20 protein-coding genes are annotated in these 23,669 nt (G+C 48.7%); all 20 read right to left on the reverse strand.

Annotated elements, in window-relative coordinates:
- Nucleotides 1–15: 15 nt before the first annotated feature.
- The 20 genes from NST47_RS24825 to NST47_RS24920 all read right to left on the reverse strand — a co-directional run bounded on the left by NST47_RS24825 (nt 16) and on the right by NST47_RS24920 (nt 23,607).
- Nucleotides 16–513: a L,D-transpeptidase gene (locus NST47_RS24825; RefSeq protein ID WP_341157519.1), complete on the reverse strand. Its 498-nt coding sequence runs from the start codon at nt 511–513 to the stop codon at nt 16–18.
- Between the two features lie 153 nt (nt 514–666).
- Entirely contained in the window at nt 667–2,262 is a 1,596-nt protein-coding gene (gene ggt / locus NST47_RS24830) for a gamma-glutamyltransferase (protein ID WP_341157520.1), read from the reverse strand.
- Nucleotides 2,259–3,494 carry a pyridoxal-phosphate-dependent aminotransferase family protein gene (locus tag NST47_RS24835; protein ID WP_341157521.1) on the reverse strand — a complete coding sequence of 412 codons (1,236 nt, stop codon included), beginning with the start codon at nt 3,492–3,494 and terminating at the stop codon, nt 2,259–2,261. Before NST47_RS24835 ends, ggt begins: the two co-directional genes overlap by 4 nt.
- On the reverse strand, nt 3,491–4,780 hold the full coding sequence (locus tag NST47_RS24840) for a M20 family metallo-hydrolase (protein ID WP_341157522.1): 1,290 nt from the start codon (nt 4,778–4,780) through the stop codon (nt 3,491–3,493). Before NST47_RS24840 ends, NST47_RS24835 begins: the two co-directional genes overlap by 4 nt.
- A gap of 80 nt (nt 4,781–4,860) precedes the next feature.
- Nucleotides 4,861–6,252 (reverse strand): allantoinase, encoded by a 1,392-nt coding sequence (locus NST47_RS24845; RefSeq protein WP_341157523.1) that lies wholly within the window; start codon nt 6,250–6,252, stop codon nt 4,861–4,863.
- Nucleotides 6,253–6,270: 18 nt separating this feature from the next.
- Nucleotides 6,271–6,630, reverse strand: a complete 360-nt coding sequence (gene uraH / locus NST47_RS24850) for a hydroxyisourate hydrolase (RefSeq protein ID WP_341157524.1) — start codon at nt 6,628–6,630, stop codon at nt 6,271–6,273.
- Nucleotides 6,627–8,117 carry a factor-independent urate hydroxylase gene (pucL, locus tag NST47_RS24855; protein ID WP_341157525.1) on the reverse strand — a complete coding sequence of 497 codons (1,491 nt, stop codon included), beginning with the start codon at nt 8,115–8,117 and terminating at the stop codon, nt 6,627–6,629. Before pucL ends, uraH begins: the two co-directional genes overlap by 4 nt.
- Before the next feature lie 21 nt (nt 8,118–8,138).
- Nucleotides 8,139–8,651, reverse strand: a complete 513-nt coding sequence (locus NST47_RS24860; RefSeq protein WP_341157526.1) for a (2Fe-2S)-binding protein — start codon at nt 8,649–8,651, stop codon at nt 8,139–8,141.
- Complete coding sequence (gene pucD, locus NST47_RS24865) at nt 8,632–10,923, reverse strand: xanthine dehydrogenase subunit D (RefSeq protein WP_341157527.1); 2,292 nt, start codon at nt 10,921–10,923, stop codon at nt 8,632–8,634. Before pucD ends, NST47_RS24860 begins: the two co-directional genes overlap by 20 nt.
- A 43-nt stretch (nt 10,924–10,966) precedes the next feature.
- Nucleotides 10,967–11,857, reverse strand: coding sequence for an FAD binding domain-containing protein (locus tag NST47_RS24870; protein ID WP_341157528.1), 891 nt, complete (start codon nt 11,855–11,857; stop codon nt 10,967–10,969).
- Nucleotides 11,858–11,970: 113 nt separating this feature from the next.
- Nucleotides 11,971–12,891: an ABC transporter permease gene (locus NST47_RS24875; protein WP_341159747.1), complete on the reverse strand. Its 921-nt coding sequence runs from the start codon at nt 12,889–12,891 to the stop codon at nt 11,971–11,973.
- Between the two features lie 145 nt (nt 12,892–13,036).
- Nucleotides 13,037–14,116: an ABC transporter permease gene (locus NST47_RS24880; protein ID WP_445667480.1), complete on the reverse strand. Its 1,080-nt coding sequence runs from the start codon at nt 14,114–14,116 to the stop codon at nt 13,037–13,039.
- Nucleotides 14,117–14,169: 53 nt separating this feature from the next.
- A complete protein-coding gene (locus NST47_RS24885; RefSeq protein ID WP_341157529.1) occupies nt 14,170–15,705 on the reverse strand; it encodes an ABC transporter ATP-binding protein in 1,536 nt (511 codons plus the stop codon).
- 82 nt (nt 15,706–15,787) lie between these two features.
- Nucleotides 15,788–16,942 carry a BMP family ABC transporter substrate-binding protein gene (locus NST47_RS24890; protein WP_341157530.1) on the reverse strand — a complete coding sequence of 385 codons (1,155 nt, stop codon included), beginning with the start codon at nt 16,940–16,942 and terminating at the stop codon, nt 15,788–15,790.
- 217 nt (nt 16,943–17,159) lie between these two features.
- Nucleotides 17,160–17,792: a nucleotidyltransferase family protein gene (locus NST47_RS24895; protein ID WP_341157531.1), complete on the reverse strand. Its 633-nt coding sequence runs from the start codon at nt 17,790–17,792 to the stop codon at nt 17,160–17,162.
- A complete protein-coding gene (locus tag NST47_RS24900; protein ID WP_341157532.1) occupies nt 17,752–18,780 on the reverse strand; it encodes an XdhC family protein in 1,029 nt (342 codons plus the stop codon). Before NST47_RS24900 ends, NST47_RS24895 begins: the two co-directional genes overlap by 41 nt.
- 11 nt (nt 18,781–18,791) lie before the next feature.
- Nucleotides 18,792–20,387: a PucR family transcriptional regulator gene (locus tag NST47_RS24905; RefSeq protein WP_341157533.1), complete on the reverse strand. Its 1,596-nt coding sequence runs from the start codon at nt 20,385–20,387 to the stop codon at nt 18,792–18,794.
- A gap of 316 nt (nt 20,388–20,703) precedes the next feature.
- A complete protein-coding gene (locus tag NST47_RS24910) occupies nt 20,704–22,113 on the reverse strand; it encodes an 8-oxoguanine deaminase (RefSeq protein WP_341157534.1) in 1,410 nt (469 codons plus the stop codon).
- Between the two features lie 129 nt (nt 22,114–22,242).
- Nucleotides 22,243–22,896, reverse strand: coding sequence for an SGNH/GDSL hydrolase family protein (locus NST47_RS24915; RefSeq protein WP_341157535.1), 654 nt, complete (start codon nt 22,894–22,896; stop codon nt 22,243–22,245).
- A gap of 120 nt (nt 22,897–23,016) precedes the next feature.
- The gene (locus NST47_RS24920) at nt 23,017–23,607 is read right to left on the reverse strand and encodes a biotin transporter BioY (RefSeq protein ID WP_341157536.1); all 591 of its coding nucleotides are present in this window, start codon (nt 23,605–23,607) and stop codon (nt 23,017–23,019) included.
- Nucleotides 23,608–23,669 lie beyond the last annotated feature (62 nt).

Consider the following 23,669-nt stretch of genomic DNA (forward strand, 5'->3'; position numbering starts at 1 on the left):
TACTTCATATCTAATTTATTTGATAATCACTTTAGTACCTAACGGAATGTGACGATAAAGCCATTCTATATCCCTATTGTGCATACGTACACATCCAGAAGAAGCATGACTGCCAATCGAATAAGGGCGATTTGTCCCGTGGATTCCGTAGGTATAACCTCCGGTTCCAGGCACATTGATACCGAGCCACCTTGTCCCTAACGGATTGCGGGGATGACCACCCGGAATTTGCTTGCGCATGTACCAAGGCTTGACGATTTTGGTGACAATATGAAATTCGCCCTCAGGTGTCAAATCATTACTGCGACCTGTAGCTACCGAAAACCGGTAATTCGCCCTGCCATTTACGTAAACGGTAAGCAAATTGCTTTTTTTGTTAATTTCGATATAAACGCCTTCTTCGTGCACCGCTTCAAGCGGCAGCGGAGCTACTGCAGCATTTACTGTAGAACCGCAGATCAAGCTCAACCAGACACTGACAAGAACAATGATCGTACAATTGACAAGCTTCATGAAATCGCATCCTTTGCTAGCCATACGAAGTTATAGTTGCCTGATCGGTATCGATTTATGTGCGCCTGCCATCATTCATCACACCATTTCCCACAAAGTTACGACAATCACTCGGCACTTACCTGATCATGATACCGGACTCCATGTGCGACTTTACCAACCAATGGCTAAACCGTCACCGCGAGGGTCCGCAGCACCGCTATAGCTTCCATCCTTATGAATCATTATCCCTTGCGACTGTCCAACGATTGGATCCCACGGCAGCAGCGTCTCTACAGAATGTCCTCGATGCTCCAGCTCACGAAGCGTCATTTCAAGACCGCGATTCTCGATTTTGAAGGTATCACTATTCTCACCCCAGGTACGACCGTATACCCATCTGGGTAAATTTATCGCCTCCTGAATCGTGCATCCATAATCAAGCACACCGGTCAACAGGGAGATCGTCGTCTGCGGCTGTCCTTCTCCACCTTGTGTGCCCAGCAGTAAATAGGGTTTACCTTCACGCAGTACCATTCCAGGCATCAACGTATGAAACGTTCTTTTGTCTGGAGCCAATACATTCACTTCAGATGGATTCAGCGAAAAAAACGAGCCGCGATTTTGCATAATTATTCCAGTATCCCCCGCCACATAGGCGCTGCCAAAATCAAAATAAAGACTTTGTATGAAGGAAACCGCGTTACCCTCCTCATCAATCACAGCCGCATATGCAGTATCCTGTCCCATTGCTTTGGACAAGTAAACTTCCCCTAATGGCGATGACTTCTGGATTTCGTCGTACAATTCCTGGGCATGTTCTTTGGACAATAGCGTTTCCAATGGAATATCGGCAAAATCAGGGTCGGTTAAATAAGCATCCCGATCCCGAAATGCCTTTTTGATCACCTCAGACATGAGATGGTAAAAATCTGCCGAGCTGCGTGGAATCTCGGAAAGCTCAATAAGCTCCAGCATATTCATCATTTGCAGCGCTGAGAAGCCTTGAGAATTGGGAGGCATTTGAACAAGTGTGCTGCCCCTGTAACTCGTTGAAATAGGGGTTACCCAGTCACTATGATGGGCTTGGAAATCAGATTCGGTCAACCCGCCACCATCCTTGTTCATGGCTTCAACCATCCGATGCATCAATTCACCTTTATAAAAAGCATCTCTGCCTTCCAGGCTGACAGCTCTTAACGTTGCCGCCAACTCCGGCTGCCGAAGCTTGTCACCCATCTTCATAGGAAGCCCTTGCGGCATGAATGTTCGGGCCAATGCTTCTTGTGCCAACAAAAGCTCTTGATCTTTGTATATCCAACGCTCCAGATCACGTGAAACCGGAACCCCTTGTTCAGCATATTGAATCGCCGGCTCCAACAGCTGAGACCAGGATAAGCGACCATGGCTTGACCAGACCTGCCACCACGAATCCACCATGCCCGGCACCGTTACAACACTGTGTACGCCACGTTGAGGTATCATCGTGAAGCCTTGACGGGTAAACCATTCAGGACTCATGTTAGCACCTGACCTTCCAGTACCGTTCAAGCCTTTAAGCGCTCCCTGTTTAGCATCGAATAGAAGAAAAAAGCTATCTCCCCCAAGACCTGTCATGTGCGGATAAACAACCGACAAGGCTGCACTGATCGCAATGGCCGCATCAAAAGCATTCCCACCTTGCTGCAGAATAGAGCTGCCGACACCACTAGCCAAATAATGGGGAGTAGCTACCATTCCTCGATAGGCAACCGGCATCACATTATTCATCGGCCTCCCCTCCCATATACATCAAGTGCAGCTTGGACCGCTTCCCCCGCCGCAGTTCTAAACCCCTGTCGAAGCAAGCAAGCCTCGAGTGCTCCCAAAGTGAGCAGTACATTTCTTTTGTTGCCGCTAAAGCCCATGGAGCCAATCCTCCATATGGTCCCTTTTAAAGGACCGAAGGAGCTTGCAATTTCAATTCCAAAGTCTTGAAGCAGTTGACCTCGAACCTGCTCTCCATCAATTCCTTCAGGAATCTGAATGCACGTCACCATTGGCAGCTTGCATTCGGAATCACCGAATTGGCTAAGTCCCATCGCCTTAATCCCTGCTTCAATCGCCTTACCATGAATAAGATGCCTGGAGAACCTCTCAACCAACCCTTCTTCAAGCACAAGCCTCACACCTTCACGCAGAGCATACAGCATCGACGTCGCTTCCGTATGATGATTAAGACGAAGCGGGCTCCAGTAATCCTGAAGCTGGCTTAAGTCAAAATAATTGCTGCGGATGATCGAACCCTCTGGCAGTGCATCACTTAAAGGATCACGCAAGCCACGTTCTATTCTTTTTCTGCGCATAAGCCTTGCTTCAACGCGGTCATTGTAGGTGATAGGCGCCATTCCCGAAGGAACGGATAAACACTTCTGCGTGCCGCCAATCACTGCATCGAGCATCCATTCATCGGTTTTCACCTCTGTACCGCCAATCGTCGCCACTGCATCGATAACCAATAGCGCATCAATCTCCCTGCATGCCTGTCCGATACCCGTAAGCGGTTGCATCCGCCCTGTTGACGTCTCCCCGTGAACGAGCGCTACAAGCTTTGGACGTGTTTTATGAATTTGATCTATAATTTCATTGGGGTCAAATACGGAGCCCCATTGCTTTTCCATCGTCAATATCTCAGCACCACAGCGCTCGGAAATTTCAGCAAGCAGATAGCCAAATCTTCCATAAATAGGGATGAGAACCTGATCACCCGGCTCAATCAGGCTGGTCAGTACCGCCTCAAGTCCTGATCGGGAGGTACCATCTATTGGAAAAGCCCATTGATTATCAGTTTGAAATAACTTGCGAAGCATGCCCATCGTTTCATTCATAATATCTGTAAATTCAGGATCAAATTGCCCAAGAATCGGAAACGACATGGCACGCAGCACACGTGGATCCACTTCTACCGGTCCAGGAGTCATAATGGTTCGAATCGATGGGGCCAAATCGCGATAAAGTTTCATAGTCTCTCCCCCTTGTAAGCCAATAAGTATAATAAATCAACCAGAACCAGAATGCCAGCGGCAAGATCCTCCGGCTTTGTATATTCTTCAGGTGAATGGCTGATACCACCCCGACTGGGTACAAACATCATCAGCGTCGGACAAATTGGAGCTATTAATTGAGCGTCATGACCTGCCCCACTGTACATCAGCTTGCTGTGTAATCCTCTGGAATCGCATAAACCTCGTGCCAAATTCGTTAATGCACCGTTCATCAAGCTTGGTTCTCCGTCCATCCATAGGCTGCTGTTCAAAGTCAGTCCTGAACGCTCAGCAATAAGCTCAAGCTTTTCCTGTATCCCGGAGCAAAATACTTCAATAATCTCCGGCTCCGGATGACGAACATCCAGTGTGAAGGCTGCAGAACCTGCAACCACATTCACTGTACCGGGATGCACCTGTAAGCGTCCAACAGTAGCCACCATCGGATCACCATAAGCGATAGCCTCATCTCGAATAGCTAAGATCATTTCACTTGCTCCGCAGAGAGCATCCTTCCGGTATGACATGGGCGTCGTACCTGCATGGTTGGCCTCACCACCCACTTCAAAGGTATACCGCCTTTGCCCGACAATGCCCTGTACAATTCCGATCTGCTGCTGCTCTCGTTCCAATACACTGCCTTGTTCAATATGAAGCTCCACAAAAGCGGACCAATCAGATACCGAATTCGCATTGCCAGCAGTAGGACTCCCTTTCCCAAAACCTGCCGAATGCATAGCCGCCTCAAGCGAAATACCCTCGGTATCCTCAATGGATGGCGGAGCGCTTGTTGTATACCGACCTGTTACATTTCCAGAACCCCAAAAGGTTAATGGAAAACGGCTGCCTTCCTCTTCCGCAAAGGAAACCACTTCAATAGAAAGCTGCGGCAATCCAAATACTTCTTGTAAATAGGTAGCTGCGATAATACCCGCTATGATTCCATAAGCACCATCAAAGCGCCCCCCATGTATGACCGTATCCACATGTGAGCCTGTTACAATAACACCCTTACCCGTTCCTTGCAGCCGCCCGAATACATTTCCGGCATCATCATGGTAGGAGAAAAGTCCAATCGACCGCATTCGCTTCGCAATAGCCGACTGAGCTTGCTGCCATGCTTCGGTATACAGAAGTCGAGTCACACCTCCGCTGGGTTCAGCACCGAATTGCGCCAGCCATTCCAGCAGTTCTGCTGCTTCCGTGGCGAATCTGTTGATGAGGACTTCCTTGGACGAAGCATGGTGATTCAGATGTTTAATCATGTGCTCCCTCCTAAACGTTAAGACTTCGTTTGCAAGAGCCGGATTTTGTTAAAACACGGTATCGAATAGCCCTTTCCGCCTCAGGCGCCACCAGACAACCAAATCCCTTGAGGATCAGCGGCAATACGGCCCTTGTTTTCACTTATCTGATCAGCCGCATTGAGCTCATACACCAGTTGTCCACGGACCCATGTAGACATCACCCGGCAGTTAAACCGCTTGCCTATATACGGACTATATGCATGACGCTGTTTCAAATGGCTATTCTCCAGTGTATAGGAATGGTCCAGATCCATCAGAACGAGATCAGCATCTGCTCCCAGCGCGATTTCCCCTTTTTGAGGGTGTAGTCCAAAGCGACGTGCCGGATTCAACGAAAGCATTGCGATTATTAAAGGTAATGGGAGTTTGCGTTGTATATGCCCCTCGTCTACCATAAGCTCCAGCGAGCTTTGCGCACCGGCAATGCCACCCCACGCTTCAAAAAAATGACGTTGCTGTTTCAATTCAAGCGGACATGGCGAATGATCCGACGCAATAATATCCACACATCCAGCAGCCACAACCTCCCACAGCTTCGTTTGCTCATTCATACTTCTTAACGGGGGTGCACACTTGGCCACTGCTCCCTGTCTGACCATATCATCCACCGTTAGAGTTAAATAGTGTGGGCACGTCTCTAAGGTAACATCCATCCCCTTCAACTTAGCCTCTTGGATCAGCCAAACCGCTTCAGCACTGCTGATGTGAACAAAATGCAACGCACAACCGGTTTCCTCAGCCATCAGCAGTGCCTGTCGGACTGCGGCGCATTCGGCAGAAATGGGTCTGGATTCAGCAAAATCATGAGCATCCGTTTTTCCTTTACGGATCGATTCTGCTGCCAGTGCAGCAACCATTTCCTCATCTTCCGCATGAAGGGCAAGAATACGACCCAGCTTGGCAATTCGTTTCATTCCTTCTAATAATGTCGTACGATCCGCACGCTCAAACCGACCAATACCATCGCCTCCGGGCTCAGACATGAAAGCTTTAAAGCCAATGACACCCGCTTCTGCTAATGACTCCAACTGATCAAGATTGCCCGGCACAAGCCCACCCCATAGCGCATAATCGACTAAAGACCGATTCGCCGCTTGCAGCTTGACATTAAGCGCAGGTACGGAAACCGTAGGTGGTAGTCCATTTAACGGCATATCGATATACGTCGTACAACCGCCAGCTGCCAGGGCTGATGATCCACTTTCGAAGCCCTCCCAATGTCCCATTCCTGGTTCGTTAAAATGCACATGCGCGTCAACCATCCCCGGTAACATATATAATCCAGCTGCATGAATGTGCTGTTTGGCCTCCATAGCCACAGTATCGCTCAAACTTACGATCTTTCCGTTCATTACACCTATATCCATACGAGCAACCTGCTGCTTCATGACAACAAAAGCACCAGTGATTTTCAAATCGAGCATTCCCATCCCCCCTTCCACCTAAAACTAGCTGCCTCGGTACGTGCTATATCCACCCGGAGCTACCAGCAGCGGAACATGATAATGCTCCTCAGTATTAGTTATACTGAACCGAATCGGAACCTGCTCCAGAAACATCGGGTCACTCCACTGATCACCGGTACCCCGATAATAATCACCAACATGGAACAGCAGCTCATAGACGCCAATCAGCATGTCGTTTCCAATCAGGAGCGGCGCATCCAGTCTTCCATCCCTATTCGTGACAGACTCGGTCAGCTTGACAATGCCCTCCCCTGCCGTGACTAGAAATAGCTCCACGCGAACTCCTTGAGCCGGACACCCCTGCGATATGTCCAGTATATGTGTTGTCAGACGCCCGCTCATCGTGTAACCCCTTCTTTTTTCCGGGCTTCAATCAAGTCCTCCTGAGTCATCGAGAAGCCTTGAAAACCATAAGGCGGACGTGGCTCTGTATAAACCTGGCCTTCAGAGCCGCTAATGGAATCGATCACTGTTTCCCAGGTTCGGTTATTGGATTCAAACCATACCTGCTCCAGCTGAGGAAACCGCTCCAGTATTTTCAGCCCGATTTGATAAATCAAGCTTTGGATGGAAGCACTGATTTCCTGATGAAACACCGTATGGGCAATATCGCTGATTTGCTCGGGGGCTACATAGCGATAATCGTCTCCTGCTTTGGCATCTTCTGGATCGACATAGATCCAGCCGATATTGAGATAAATAAATAAAGGACGATTGAAGCTTTCCGGCAGGGTCGTGTACTCATCGCGAATAAAATTGGCAAACGAGCTGCCGCTGACTTTGATCAGATGCAGATTGGACATAACCGCTGTCTGTTTGACCAGCTCAATGCCTGTCTCCGAACGTTCTAGCTGTAATGCAAACACACCACTTTCATTGCGTGATTGCCGATACACAAGTCCACTTTCCGTTAATTTCCCATCAACGCCAGGGACCTGTACGGAATCGAAAGGAAGACGTTCAGCCAACAAATCTATCCCCTGCATGTGGGAGTAAGTCTCCAAAAACCTGGCAGCTATATAATGTAGGAATCCTTCAACGGTACTGCCTTCGAAGCCTGCCGCATGTCGCAAAATAAAATTTTTCATCGAGTCGGTCGCTACAACCATGCTATTGTCACCTTCAGTAAAGGAAGTAAGAAAAGCAGCGCCGCTGACAGCGACTTTGATATTTAGAGCAAAGATCACATTGTCCGAGCCGGTATAGGCAGATTCGGGAATCGGCTTGACCTTCAGTGGCAGCACATAAGTCCGATATACGAGCACATCACCTTTCCCGTAGTACATCGTCCTTTTCTTATCCGATTTCTTAACCTCCCCTCCTCCTTCACTATGGATGATGTCCTGAATTCGAAATTTGGTAATTTTAGCGATCTCAAGCAGGGCTTGCCGAATCTCCGCTTCACTATCATTATGAATTCTCAGCTGCATAGCTGCCAAAATCTGATCCTTTGTACTGCCTTTCACAGCCATAATAAAAGGAAACCCAAATTTGTTAGTGTACTCTGTATTACAAGCTGTAAAAGCCGCCAGTTCTTCTTGCGTCAGATCGGTTAATCCAGCACCTCTTTGTTCCTGTACCGATGCGTCACTCATTTGCAAACGCCCGGCCAAGTCGGGATGTGCCCGCAAAAGCGATAGCTGCTCATCACGATGAGCCAAATACACAGCCTCAAGCATCGTCCGGTGCAAATGGTTGCTTGCCTTGAAGGGACGATAGGCATAAACTCTTTCAGCTACCCAGGGTGAGTGCTCAAATATGGAGCCGAGGGTGCTCATAAAAGCATCCCGATTCATCGTATTAATTTGCTTGATCGAATATACATTCATCTCGTATGCCCATCCCTTTCTTTATTTTTTGGCAATCGGACAGCCGGTTTTATTGCGTACAGCTGCCTCCGCCGCACGCAGGATACCTCCGTAGCCGGTACACCTGCACAAATTTCCAGATAGTCCTTCCTCAATCTCGTCAAGAGAAGGCGTCGTATTGTGCTCCAGCAATCCCACCATGGAAATCACCATACCCGGAGTGCAATACCCACACTGAAAGCCCCCTTCATCCAAAAAGGCTTGCTGAACCGGATGCAATTGATTATCCACAGCCAACCCTTCAATAGTCGTCAATTCTCGCCCTGCCACCTGATAGGCCATCAGCAAGCAGGCGTTCATCGGCTTACCATCCACAAGGATCATGCAGGCTCCGCATCGGCCAATCTCACAGGATAGCTTGGTCCCGGTCAACTCCAAATCATCTCGCAATATATCGACAACGCGACGTTCAGCAGGTACAGTAAGCTCTACTAGTTGACCATTAAGTGTCAGTTGGATCGCCACATCCATTTCATCAGGTAGCTGCTGTTTCATGATCCCATCCCCTCCCCCAAGCTGCAGGTTGATCGGACAATAAATCCTCCGGTTTAATCGGCAGCTGCTGAATCCATTTACCGACAGCTTGATAGACGGCTGCTGCGATAGCGGGAGCGACGGCTACGGTTCCAATCTCGCCTACACCACGTGGACCGAACACATCACCTTCGGGCAGTTCATCAATCGCGTCCAACTGGAATCCTTTAGGTGTATCCTTGACAGTGGGAATCAGGTACGAATCAAAGTTATTCGTCTTGTAGAGTCCATCCTCCATAATGGCATCCTCGGTAAGCGTAAAGCCAAGTGCCATACTGCTGGCCCCTTCAACCTGGCCAACAAATCCCATAGGATTAATGACTGGCCCAGCTGCTACTGCATGATATTGATCCGTTACCTTCACTCGTCCTGTTAACAGATTGACCTCGACCTCAATCGCCAGAGCCGTGTAGGTATGGAGATAATGCGCCCCAAAAATTTCATCAGGTGTTGTTGGAAACTGAAATTCCGTTTCGCATTCAATAGGTGTACTCACTCGTTCCGATAGCTCCAGATAGCTGATTAACAGTTCCCCGTTGTTGGCATATACACCACCAGGTCCAGTGGACAAAGCGTCAGCAGATCGGTCAGTCATCAGGGAAGCCTCTTCCAGGAGCCTACGGGAAAATTGCGGCCCCATCCTCGCTAGCGATTGCCACATCATACTTGTAGCCCGGGACGCGGTAGTTGAACCGCTGTGCGGAACACGGGCTGTGTCCCCAATCACAAGCTCCAGATCATCCTTGTGGCAGCCAAAACGTTCTGTCAGCATGATTTGAAGAGCTGCGAGAAGCCCCTGTCCAAACTCCTCATAACCAAAGGAGGCTTCGATCTTGCCGAGTTCGTTCAGCTTTAGCCGTCCACCTGCAGGGTCGGGCAATCCAAACCCGAGACCTGAACCATGCATGGCGATTGCCGCTCCTACTCCACGACGAATCCAGGGTAAATCCGTCCTGATAGCAAGCTGCTCACGACCGCTCATCAGCTTCGAACCGGCGACAGATTCCCATACTTGCCTGGCTCCTTCCGTTGGAACGATCTTCTGTCCGAAAGGTCCCGGTGAATCCGCCGCACGCAGGTTGCGGTGTCTAAGCTCCCAGGGATCGATCCCGATGGCCTCTGCCAAACGATCCAGTTGACCTTCCAAAGCAAAAATCACCTGATTGCCGCCAAAGCCACGAAATTCACCAGACACTCCATTGTTCGTATACACCGAAACACCTTCCAACGACACATTCGGAATCAGATAAGGCCCTTGTGTATGCTCTGTGGCAAAATTCAAAACTGGAGCTCCAAGCGTCGCATAGGCACCCGTATCCGCGATAATCCGCACTTCATGAGCGATCAGCAATCCATCCGCATCGATTCCGGTTTTCATCGAAACCTTCATCGGATGTCGCTTCAATCCGGTTCGAACGGATTCAAACCGTGAATGATGGATCTTGACCGGACGGCCACTTTTCAGAGCGAGCAGCGCACCGTAGGATTGAATATTCAATTCATCCTTGCCTCCAAACGATCCCCCAATTGGGCTGGAAACGACGCGAATATCAGCTTCAGGAATAGCCAGAATTCTTGCCAGCTGCATCTGATCCTTGAAGCCATGCTGCGTTGGAGCATATACGGTCAGGCATCCATCGGCCTCCGGTACGAATAACCCGCCTTCCGTTTCCATATAGGCATGCATTTGACGTGGGGTTACATACGTATTCTCAGTTACATAAGCACATTCGGTAAAAGCATTATTGCACTCCCCCCGCTTGTATCCCGTGCGGTGAAGCACATTGCCGTCAGGATGCAGCTTAGGCGCACCCCCGAGCAAACCTGCTTCCGGGCTATCAATTACGGGCAGAGGCTCATATACGACTTCTATTAATGACAGTGCATATTCAGCCAGCTCTTCACTTTCGGCTGCCACAGCTGCCACTGCATCCCCTATATATCGTACGCGATCCTCACACAGAACAGGTTGATCGGGAAAAGCGATCCCAAAGCGGTTCATACCCGGAACATCTTTATGGGTAATGACCGCAAATACCCCCGGCAGCTGTAAGGCTCGTTTAGTGTCAATGGTAATAATCCATGCATGTGCATGCGAGCTTCTTAATATTTTACCGTAGAGCATGTCAGGCAGTTGCATATCCGTCAAGTAAGTCAGCCGACCCGTTACCTTATCCGGACCATCCGGGCGTACGTGCCAGCGTCCACCCGCCGAATGTTTATCTAGCAGCATGATGATCCCGCCTTTCATCTGAAAATCGCAGAACAAGTTAAATTTAATTTAACGTTAATCGATTCCACAGCAGCGCTACAATTAAATTAGCCGCTGTACGTTTACGATAGATTGCCGATGCAAAGGAATCCGAACCACCTTCAAATTGCATCATGACAGCCTGATGAACGGTCTCTGCTAATCGTGTACTCCAGATAGCACCCTCCAATATCTCTTCCGCCTCTTTCAAGCGCTCCGCCATAGCAGCGGCACTGCCGGCTGCCAGTCGAACTTGATGAAGCCTTCCGGCTGAGTCGACATGAAATCCTCCCGCTATTGTAACTATCGATGGACAAAAACCTTCCCTACGCCCAACCTTTTCATAAAAAAACCGTGATGTTTTGTTGATATCCTCAGCTTGTCGGCTCCAACGAATCGCTGTGAGAATCCGTTGTTCTTTTACGATTCCAGCAGCTTTTCTGTGTATCGTCCATACTTCAACAGGTTCGACAATGGACGATATACCGTCGTACCATACCAGTTCCGCACCACTTACCAGCAAGGCAGGAAGTGAATCTCCTGCCTGCGACAACACATTACCACCTAATGTACCCATCCGCCGTATTGATGGAGCTGCGATATGACGACATGCTTCCTTTAACAATTGCGGCGTATCCGCCCCATATCGACAATTTTCCAAGCTAACGCCTGCTCCGATATGGATTTCCCCTGCAGTGCAGCTGTGTTCGCCCAGCTCCGGGATCTGTTCCAGGCTTAAAAGGTGCGGCGGCATCCAGGCCGTACCTGACTCCCACTGAGTTCGCAAAAGGGTGCCGCCTGCTACAACTACAGCCTGATCCTTCAAAGCTTGCTTCAAGCGCCAGGCTTCCGCTAACGATTGCGGCTGCCATACCCGCTTATGAAATTCAGCAGCGGGATAGTTACCCACAGCCATAGGCTCACACTCCTTATCTTCTAATGATTCTATAGCTCAGCAGCCGAAGTCTATTCGAATAATCGCATACTTCCACACTTTGTAAGCTTACCCTATCTAGATTATCGATCGATTTAATGTCGCTGCTCTCTCAAATAAGGAACTCCAAGCGCTTCAGGCTGACCCGAAGGACGATTGCGCGTTTTCCAGCCTACATACATCAAAACGAGAATTGTGATCACATACGGCAGCATTTTCAAAAAATACGAAGGAATGGGCGTTCCCAACAGTTGAATCCGGAAACCGAGAGCATCCAGGCCACCGAATAAATAGGCAGCAAACAAAGCACGTACCGGATTCCAACGAGCAAAAATGATAAGTGCTATCGCGATCCACCCCCGTCCAGCCGTCATTCCTTCAACCCAGCTTGAGGAAAAAGCGAGCAGCAGATAAGAACCCGCCAGCCCCATCAACATCGAGCCAATAATGACATACGTATAACGAAATAAGGCGACTGGAATACCCATAACATCAGCAGTACCAGGACTATCACCAACCGCTCGAAGATGAAGACCCCACGATGTGCGATAAATAAGCAAATGGAACGCGATAACCAGTACAAAGCTGGCCCATACCATAACGTCCTGATGTGCGAGCATTTTGCCAAGCAGCGGCACACTGTCGAGCCATGGCAAATCGAGCTTTGGCAGTTTTCCCGGAACCGGAATACCACTGGATGGCTTGCCCAGATACGCACTTAAGCCAGTCCCAAACAACGTAATTCCCAATCCGCTAACCGTTTGATTCGCGTGTAAGGTAACCGTCAGAAAAGCGTGCAGCACCCCCATCATGGCTGTGCCCAATAAAGCTGCGGCAAGGGCAACTACCAAGCTTCCTGTTTGTATATAGGTCATGCAGGTAAGTACAGCGCCCATCAGCATGATGCCTTCCGTCCCTAAATTGATGACGCCGGAACGTTCCGATAAAATGCCACCAAGTGCCGCAAGCAAAAGCGGAGTTCCCGCAGAAATGGCTGCAACCAGCAAGCTCGTCATAAAATCCACGTCACTATCGCCTCCCTTCCACATTGCTGATCTAGAGGATTACGTCCCACATACCCCCTACTGGAGTCTTGTTGCTCACACAGAATGCAGGAAGGAATGCAACTTCACGCTGTATCTTTTTCGTATCATCTGTAGGCTACACCTTCATTCTGAACTGACTGTGGTGCAGTCGATAACGTCCCAGATGATCGCCAGCAATCAGGAAGAAGAGAATCGCGCCCTGCAGCATTAGTGACAGGGAAGCAGGTAAACCAATCGTTTGTACGCTGTACCCGCCCACGATAAGCCCGCCGAACAGAACCGAAGAGACAATCAATCCCAGCGGACGCAGCTTAGCCAGCCAAGCGACGATTATGGCCGTATATCCATATCCCGGCGATAATCCATACATCAAGCGGTGCGTCACACCGGATACTTCACTCATCCCTGCTAAGCCAGCCAAGCCTCCGCTAATGAGCATTACGAGAATAATATGCTTGTTGACCGCTATCCCTGCATAGGTTGCGGCGTCAGGATTGGCGCCCAATAATCGAAGCTCATAGCCCCACCTTGTATATTTCATACAAATCGCGTACAGCACAACGGCTATTAATCCAAAGATCAATCCCATATGAAGCCTGGATGAACCCAAGGTGAGGAGCTGTTGACCTAAAGAAAAAATCGGTGTACCCGGAAAATTCATCCCTTTGGGATCCTTCCAAGGGCCAAACACGAAATAATCCATGCATAAAATAGCGATATAATTCAGCATTAATGAAGTAATCAGTTCATTGACCCGAAATACCGTTCGGGGGATCGCCGTGAACAGCCCCCATAAGGCACCACCCGCCATACCCGCAGCCATCATTACCGGAATCGACCACATTCCTGATAAACCCGGCCAATAAATCGTAATGCCTGTAGCGGCAATCGCTCCCGCAATGAATTGTCCTTCCGCTCCAATATTCCAGATTCCAATGCGATAGGCGATCGAAACCCCAAGGCCACATAACAGCAAAGGAATAGCTTTGACCAAGGTTTCACTGAAGCCATAGGTTGAACCGAAAGCTCCAGTGAACATTTTCGCATAGACCGTAATCGGATTGGTTCCATTCAGCGCAATAAACATGCCACAGAAGAGTAAGGCCAAAACGATGGAAACGATGGGCACCCACCATGCTGTGGAGGCGTTAGGATTCAGCAGCCATTGAAACTTTGGCTTCGACTTGCCATGAATGCGGTCAGCCGTATGACCCGATGATATGGCCTCAATAGAAGCAGGCTCCTTATTCACACGGCCTCCCCTCCCACTTCACCAATCCCCGCCATTGCCAACCCGATCTGATATCGGTCGTATTTGTCAGCTGTAAACTCTCCTTGAATGCAGCCGTTATATAGCACGATCACACGATCAGCCAGCTTGAGAATTTCATCCAGATCCTCCGAGATCAGCAGAATCCCAGTCCCCCCATCAGATAAGTCAAACAGCATTTGGTGAACACTGCTCGTCGCTCCAACATCCAGCCCTTGTGTTGGATGTACGGCAATCAGAAGCTTGGGCTTCTGCTCCGCTTCTCTGGCGAGCACAAGCTTTTGTTGATTGCCTCCCGATAACTGTCGAACCGGGGTATCCAAGCCAGCTGTTTTCACCTCGTAGGCTCGAATAAGATCTTCCGACCATGCACGATTCGGCTTGTGAAGCAGGAAACCGTACCTGGAGCGCTGAGAGGTTCTGTACGACTTCATCAGCAAGTTATCCATTACGCTCAGAGGACCGGCCAAACCGCTTTTCATCCGGTTTTCAGGAATGTGTGCGACACCATACTCGATCAATTTGCTTACAGATGGTGCATTCAGCTTGAACTCGTCATAGTGGATCTCGCCGCCAGCCTCCCAGGACCGAATTCCTGTCAATGCTTCAGCCAACTCCTTTTGCCCATTGCCAGCGACCCCTGCCACCCCAACAATTTCTCCACGACCTACATGAAAGGATATCCCTTGCAGCGCTTTACCACCGTTATCCGCATTCACATGCAGCTCCTGCACGGTCAATGATCTTCCCATAATCTCCCGCTTCCGATTAAACGTCATCGGCTCCAAGGTTCGACCCACCATCAAATGTGCAAGCTCTTGTTCCGATGTATGCTCTTTAAGAACGGAAGCGATCATGGAACCTTTGCGCATTATCGACATCACATCCGCAACTGCCATTACTTCTTTTAGTTTATGAGTGGTAATGATGACCGTCTTGCCCGCCGCCTTCATCGATTTAAGCGTTCGAAACAGCTCATTCACCTCACCCGGTGTCAATACAGATGTGGGCTCATCGAGAATGATGATGTCGGCACCACGGTACAAGGTCTTTACAATTTCTACGCGCTGCTGCTCACCAACGGATAATTGCCAGACAGGAACGGTCAGTGGTACCAGAAGTCCGAATTGTTCACTCCATGCACCCAGCTCACTTAACTTTCTCTGCATCCATCCGCTTCCCCGCCATAAACTCCCGCGCTCGCCTAACACGATGTTTTCCGCTGCCGTCATTGCAGGAACCAACCGAAAATGCTGATGAATCATACCGATACCAAGCTTCATCGCATCCTTGGGACTCCGAATATGCACTTGTCTGTCACAGATTCGAATTTCACCCTCATCCGCACGATAAACTCCGGAGAGAATGGACATCACTGTGCTTTTACCTGCTCCATTCTCTCCCAGCAACGCATGAATTTCTCCATGACGGGCTGAGAAATCGATATCGTCATTTGCCACAACAGCTCCGAAGCGTTTGACAATACCTCTCATTTCAACGGCAAATTCACTCATCGAGCCCACCTCCTTTCCTTAAAGCAAATCCCCTCATTTCCATGAAGGGATTGATTGGGTGTATCACGCACGTCAGCTTGGATTATTTGGGAATCGTTCCTTCAATACCTTTGACAAACCAGTTGGTGCTCAATATATCCTTGTCTTCCAGCACTTTACCTTCGGGCACTTGCACGGCTCCGGCTGCATCTGTAATCGGGCCTTTAAAGACATTAAGCTCTCCGCTTGTCACCTTTACTTTTGCCGCTTCAACCAGCTTCTTCACATCGTCGGGCACATTCTTACCCAGAGGTGCAATATCTACAATACCGTCCTTCATGCTTCCCCAGTACTGCTCGGATTTCCAGGAACCATCCATCACGTCCTTCACAACCTTGGAATAATAAGGACCCCACTTCCAAACTGCAGATGTGACATAGGCCTCAGGAGCAAACCGCGTCATATCGGAATCATTACCAACTCCAAAAGCACCGCGCTCCTGAGCAGCCTGTAGACTAGCCGGTGAATCCTGATAAGCGGCAATCACATCCGCACCTTTATCAAGCAAGCTGACTGCAGCCTGGCGTTCGGTGGCCGGGTCGTACCAGGTATTGCTCCATACCACGTTCAGCTTCACGTCGGGATTGACGCTCTGGGCCCCTAATGTGAATGCGTTAATATTATAAATAACCTCGGGAATCGGGAATGCACCCACATAGCCGATCAAGTTCTTTTTGGTCATTTTCCCTGCGGCTATACCGGCCAAATAGCTGGCTTGATAATTGCGTCCGAAGTACGTACCCATATTTTCTGCTGTTTTGAAGCCTGAGGCGTGCATGAAAATCACTTTCGGATATTTTTTAGCAACATTTAATGTGTAATCCATATAACCGAAGCTCGTCGTAAAGATCAGATCATGATTTTGCGCCAGCTCTGTTATGACACGCTCCGCATCAGCGCTTTCCGGCACATTTTCCACAAAATCCGCTTTGATGCCCAGCTCTTTCTCCATGTACTTCCGACCTTGATCGTGCTCATAGGTATAACCGCCGTCACCTGGAGGTCCGATGTAAACGAAGGCAACTCGCGGCATTGTCTTCTCAGCCGGCTTAGCCGATGCGTCGGCAGGCTTGGGATCAGCTGGTGCGGGTGCAGCAGGCTTCGGTTGGGCGCTTTCTTGTGAACAGCCCACTAAACCCACGAACATGGCCACAATAAAAATCAACGTTGTCATCCATAAACGGTTCGTACGTTTCATTCGAAATCCCCTCCACTTTTCTGTATCGGATTGTTGACCTCTATAAGCTGTTCTTTCGATTGACTAAACTATAATCAAATGTCACTTTAACGTCAATATATTTAACATTAATTTGGTTTTTTTAATAAAATACCGAAATGATTTTGTATTCTATGCACGAAAATATTAAATTTGTCATTTAACACGCCATATAGTTAACATTGAATTAGCGTGTTGGCTATATCATTTTCAAAAAACTTTCTACGTTTGCAGGTGTATCCAGATCAAGGAACAATCCAGACTCCGTTGCAACCAACTTCCCTCGATAATCCGGGCACCTCAGCAGCCATCGCGCACCTTCGTCACCCTTCAAGCTCATGATGGCATCAAACATCGAGGCCGCAAGCAGCACAGGAGGCTTCGCTATCCCGGAATCCCCTGCAGCTACATAATCCAGCTCGGGGTTCATAGTGAACTCCATGATTAGACGATTGATCAATTCAGCGTGAATCATCGGCTGATCGGCCAACAGAACAACAACTGCACTCACCTTGTCATCATCACCCTCCGATAAGCCTATCGCAGCCGACAAACCCGCATGCAGGGAGTAGGCCATCCCACGAGAAGCTTCAGGAGCAGCCACGAATGCACAGCGATCCCGGACGTCAGATTCTTCAGGAAACGGAAACCATTCTGGGCATCCCTCATACCGGGATACAACCACAATTCGATCCAGACCCGAACGTACCGCTTCCTGAAGTGCCAGCCCTCCAAGCATTCCATCATTGCCGAGCGGAATAGTAAGCTTGGGCCTCCCCATTCGCCGACTTTCACCCGCTGCCAAATAAATTCCCATGATTGTTGGACGCATGAATCACCCTCCTGACCGATCCACCCGCTGACTGCCTTCGGACTGCAATTAATTCCGCCACAATGCTCACCGCTATTTCCATCGATCCATCAGCCCCAATGGACAAGCCTACCGGCCCATGCAACCAAGCCGGAGACATCCTTCCATCCAATAGCTGCTTTGCTCGTTTTGTCGAACCCAGCAGCCCCACATAACGGGGAGATAATGTCCATAAAGCATCCAGACATTGACGATCCCTCTGCAATTGATGACTCATAATGACCACATAATCTGAACCATTAACACCAAGTTGACCTATAACTTCTGCAGGTAATCCAACCATCGTATCGCAGCCTGCAAAATCCCCCGAACAGCATAGCGCCTCTCTCCAATCGCTCACCACGACGCGAAACCCGACACTACCCGCCATAGCAGCAATCGGCTCTGCATCCGCTCCAGCGCCAAAGAGGATTAATCGTGGTCTTGGCTCACAATAAAGCAAGAAGCTGCCCCCGCCATCGTTAACATGCGGAAACAAGGAAGCTTGACCCTTTTCCGTTATATACGTCTCCGACTTATGCACCTTTTCTATCCGGTATTCAAACCTGCCATCGCCATCCCACAAACGCACAAAACAGCTTTCTTCCCCGCGATTTAATCGCATGAGGAATTCTGATAAATGGACGCTTAAGCTCTCTGTAATGGTCTCCAGCAGAACACGAATACTGCCTCCGCAGCCAACCGCTTCACCCCAGGCAAAGTCATCCGCATCCCGCATATCATATTCAACGACCTGCGAAGCTCCCGTTACCAGCATTTCACCGACGCGCTCCGCCAAGTCGGATTCCAGACAACCAGGACTGATCCCTCCGATTCGCTCACCGTCCTCATAGATCAGCATGGAAGCCCCCGATTTGCGATAGGAGTGCCCTTCAACTGCAATAATCGTGGCAAGCACAGCTCTTCCTTCTCGCCGACTCCAATTGTCCAGTAATTCATGGAATTCCATGCCTCCACCCCCTATCGGTTCGTTTGATCCACAAGCATCCTCCTGAACATGAACGCAAGCTTCAAACGCAGCAAGTCATTAATTTTTTTGAAATCCATCCCAAGAACCTCACTCATTTTTTCCAAGCGATAAGCCGCGGTATTGCGGTGGATGAACAAATGCTTTGCCATCTCATTAACTTGCCCGTCATGCTCCAGGAAAGCTTCCAGCGTACGCAGCATTTCCTGCGAATACTCGGGATCCTTGGCCAGCAGCTCCGCCAGCACCTCACTGCTGTAAGCACTCATCTCGGCAGCAGGTACATGCTTGAACAAATAGGCCAGTTCAATCGCACCAAATTGCACTACCTTATCCTTCATCCCTAAACGCTGCGCAAGTCCAAATACCTCCGAGCATTCCGTATAAGCCTGCCTGAGCACCTCCGGCTTCATTTTTTTACTGCTGACCGATAGCTGAATATGTTCAACAATCTTTTTGTTAACAACGGAATTCAAAGCCTGGTTCAACAGCTCCATCAGCTTCGCAGAGCTATCCAGCCCATCCGCACTAAAGATCGAAAACACACCGTCCTCCACCAAAAAATGTACAACCTGCAAATCACGAAATACGAAATTGTATTCATATTCCTGCCGAATTTCCTTTAACAACGAAGAGCGTATGGCATCACCCGAGCTCGATACTATCTTTGTCCACACACACTGGTAGGAGCCTCTCAGAACACGCACTCCAAGCTCCTCGGTATAATCAATCAACATCCCCACATCTATATTTTGGTTCAAATAACGAACAAACAGATCACCCATGTCCTTATTCAACGAACGCTGCAGCACATCCCGATAAATACAGCTCAGGTGATAGGCCAATATTTCCGCGGTTTGGTAGAACAAACCTTCTTCTTCCTTAATAAGTACAGAATCAGCCGGATAAAACATCGCAAACCCGATGCATTCTCCTTCAAATTCAATGGGTATCCGCGAATACCCGCCATGCTCCGCCCGAACCCAGGCAGCCTCTTCCCGCCAAGGCCAGCCTTGAAGCAGCTGCTGCTCCCGATAACAAGTTGCGTTATATACCATATGCCCGCGCGAGCTGACAACCGCGAATGGAGTCTCAACAATCCCGAGCACCTGATCAAAAAAACGGATATCCGATTTGGATCTAAGCGCAAATTGCATCAACCGCTTTTGCTTATCCAACAAATCATGTAAGGATGAGGTATTGCGCTCCAATTCAGCAAGAAACAAACCATTCATTTGATCAGAAAAAGTAAATTGATAAGGAAGCTCAATCAGCGGAAAATGCAGTCTGTCTGCCTCTTCCATAATAGACTCCGGAATACTCGACCAGAACCGCCCCAGCTTAATTCCAAGCCCTGCCGACCCTCTTGCATCCAGCTTACGCATAAGCTCAATAGCTTCATCGGGGTGGTCCTTAATAATGTAAGCCGTCGTAAAAAGCATTTCACCTGTTTTGATCCATTCCGTAATATCCGGAGCATCCATCACATTAACCGACTTCACGATGCGCGATGCCCCATCTTTTCCAGCTACCAGCCGCCCTTCAGAAAGCGGATAAATCAGAAGCGCCTGCTCAACGGTTATATGCATGCTATTCACCTCCGAATTATATGTCACTATACTTAACATTATATTCGCTAATTTGAATTTGAACAATTGAATTTATTAAAAAATTCCCTCCAATCATGTGATTTCGGCCATAAAATACGTTAAATCAACACATTCAACAGTAATAACTCTGCTAACACACTTCATTGTGTTATATTATATAACATTAAATAACATCCTTTATCCAGCACAAAAAACCAAACCCGACGCGCTCTACATTTTGAGCGAGTGCCTGATTTGGTTTTCATTCCCATCTTCATTAAAGATTTAATAATTAAATAGATATAGTCATCCATGACTATCTGCTGCGATGCTTTCTGTAGGCAATACCGGTACGTCTGGAGGCTGTCTCTATCATCCGAGCTGCAGCCGACTGCGCCGCTTCTGCGATCCGCTCTTCATGGATATGAACAAGCCTGCCATCCTTCACGACCACCTTGCCGCCTACAACGGTCATATCCACGATCTGACTAATGCCAGCAACAACTGGCAGCGCAGTATCATCGAATAAAGCTCCCGCAAAATCCAGCCTTCGTGTATCGATCAGGAAAAAATCAGCCGCCTTCCCGACTTCCAGCGAGCCTATGGCATCCTCCCAGCCCAACACCCTTGATGAACCAACGGTTCCAAGCCACATGCTTTCGTGAGCGGTTAGCCCCTGAGCCCCGGATGTAAGCTTATGCAGCAGGTAAGACTGACGAACCTCACCGAGCAGATTGGAGGCATCATTCGAAGCAGAGCCATCGACACCGAGGCCTACCTTGACTCCCCTATTCAGCATTTTGCGAATCGGCAGCACACCTGAAGACAGCTTCATATTGCTTGACGGACAATGTGCCACACCGCAGCCGCACGAGCCCATCCGAAGAATTTCAGCATCATTGAAGTAAATACCATGCGCGAACCAGACATCATTACCGACCCAGCCTGTTTTTTCCATATATTCGAGTGGACGCATTCCCTTCTTCTCCAGACAAAAATGCTCTTCATCCATCGTTTCTGCCAAATGGGTATGCATGCGCACCTGTGACCTTCGTGCTAACAATGCACTTTGCCGCAGCAATTCCTCCGAAACCGAAAATGGCGAGCAAGGTGCAACTCCAACCCGTGTCATCGCAAATTTGGATCGATCGTGATAAGCTTCAATGACCCGCTGCGTATCTTTTAAAATGACATCTATAGGTTGAACGACCTCATCAGGAGGAAGACCGCCTGCCGAGCGCCCAAGGTCCATCGATCCTCGAGTCGGATAAAAACGAATGCCCAGCTCACGCGCCGCTCGTATTTCTTCGTCAATCAGTTCCCCGTGAATACCGTTCGGAAAACAATAAAAATGATCGGAAGCTGTCGTACATCCGGTTTTCAACAGCTCGCCCAGGCCGACAAGCGCGCTTAAGTACACATCCTGCGGCTGCATTTCGCGCCATATCTCATACAACGTAATTAACCAATCGAACAGCTCACAATCCTGAGCCCAAGGAATATTGCGCGTAAACGTTTGATACAGATGATGATGCGTATTAATGAAGCCGGGATACACATTTTTACCTCGCGCATCAATGATGACATCTGCCGTCTCATACGGAATGTTTACACCCAATGCCTTGATTTCCTGCTCCTCTGCATACAGGCTTCCGCCAGGAAACTGATTCTTATCAGCATCCATGGTGATGATATTACGGGCATTTTTGATTAAGATACTCGCCATCCACACACCCCGATCCACAACCTCTATTTGTGGTTAAATGTAACACTCCGCAAAATGAGGTACAATGTGGAAGGGCAGAATTTGTGCATATGACCAATAAATCCGATTGTTTTTGTGCGTGCTGCAATATTATCGATTCCAGTTAAATCCTGTTTCCTGTAAGAAAGCACGCGCTATCGCCATATGCCCCACCAGATTCGGATGCACACGATCCCATGCCAGCGTAGCCGGATAAATGTGCTCCAGCACAGGTTGAAAAGCGGCTTGAATGTCGATAAAATGAGTGTTATTCTGATCAGCGATTTCCTTAACAACCTGACCGTACTCATCCATCGTCCGGCGCATCGGATCATTGACGTTAGGCTCCAAATAAAATGGAGTCATCAGGATTAATCCCTTGACTGATGGTAATGTCTGTTTAACCAATTCATCGAGCGTAATGCGATATTCATCTATGTATACATGTGATTCCTTAATTGTTGGCTGATCGTACTGACGCCATACGTCATTGATTCCGATCATAATAGAAACCCAGTCTGGCTCTAGATCCAGTACATCCGTTTGCCAGCGTTCCTTAAGACTGCGAACCGTATTGCCGCTAATACCCATATTGATCACCCTAAGCGAAAGCTCCGGATATACAGAATGGAACAGCGCATTGACTGCGGCTACATAACCTTTTCCAGTAGAGTCATTGCGACCTTCGCCATGCGGCCGTTTGCGTTCCACGTCTGTGATCGAATCGCCTATCATAACCAGCTTATCATTTTTGTTAAAAATCATGTACATAATCTCCCTTTTAATAAATATGAAATAGATTCCAGTTTGATTTTACCTGATTTCCGCCTCGACTGCATCAAAAAATCCCGACCCTGAGGATAAGGACCGGGATGGACACCTGAATCACGCGGAAATGCGCGGGGATGCTGGTTTGGGAGCTGCAAATGAGGGTACATACTTGCGCAGCTTAAGCACAATAAAGCTTGCAACCAGTGCCTTCAGCAGATCGGGTAGCATGAAGGGATACACAGCCAGGGTCATCGCCTTGGAAAAAGATACGCCCGCTGTATATGCAAGCCATGGAGCGCCACCAGCGTACAGCAGCAAGGACCCAAATGCTTCTATAGTAACGAACAACAGCAAGAAAGCCATTATACCTTCACCTCGTATACGGCTGGACACCCAACCAATGGCCCATGCAGCAACTGGGAACATCCATATAAATCCACCTGTTTTGCCGATTATAAGTGAAATTCCACCTTGCCCGTGAAGCAATGGCAGACCGATAGCTGTAAGTATAAATACCGTAAATATGCTATAAAAACCATACCGCGCTCCCAGCAGTCCACCAGCCAGCATAACAGCAAAGCTTTCTAACGTGAAGGGTACCGGATTAATGCCGAGCGAGATTTTGATCATACTAAATACGATGAAAAGTGTTGCGAAAAGGGCACTGAATACGAGCCCCCTGACATTCCATGCAGATGAATTCATTGATTTTCCTCCTTTTATTTGTTAACCTGTTATTTGTGAATCAGGTTGACAATTAGGAGTAT

It is taken from the genome of Paenibacillus sp. FSL H8-0034 (genome assembly GCF_038000305.1).
GTDB lineage: Bacteria > Bacillota > Bacilli > Paenibacillales > NBRC-103111 > Paenibacillus_S.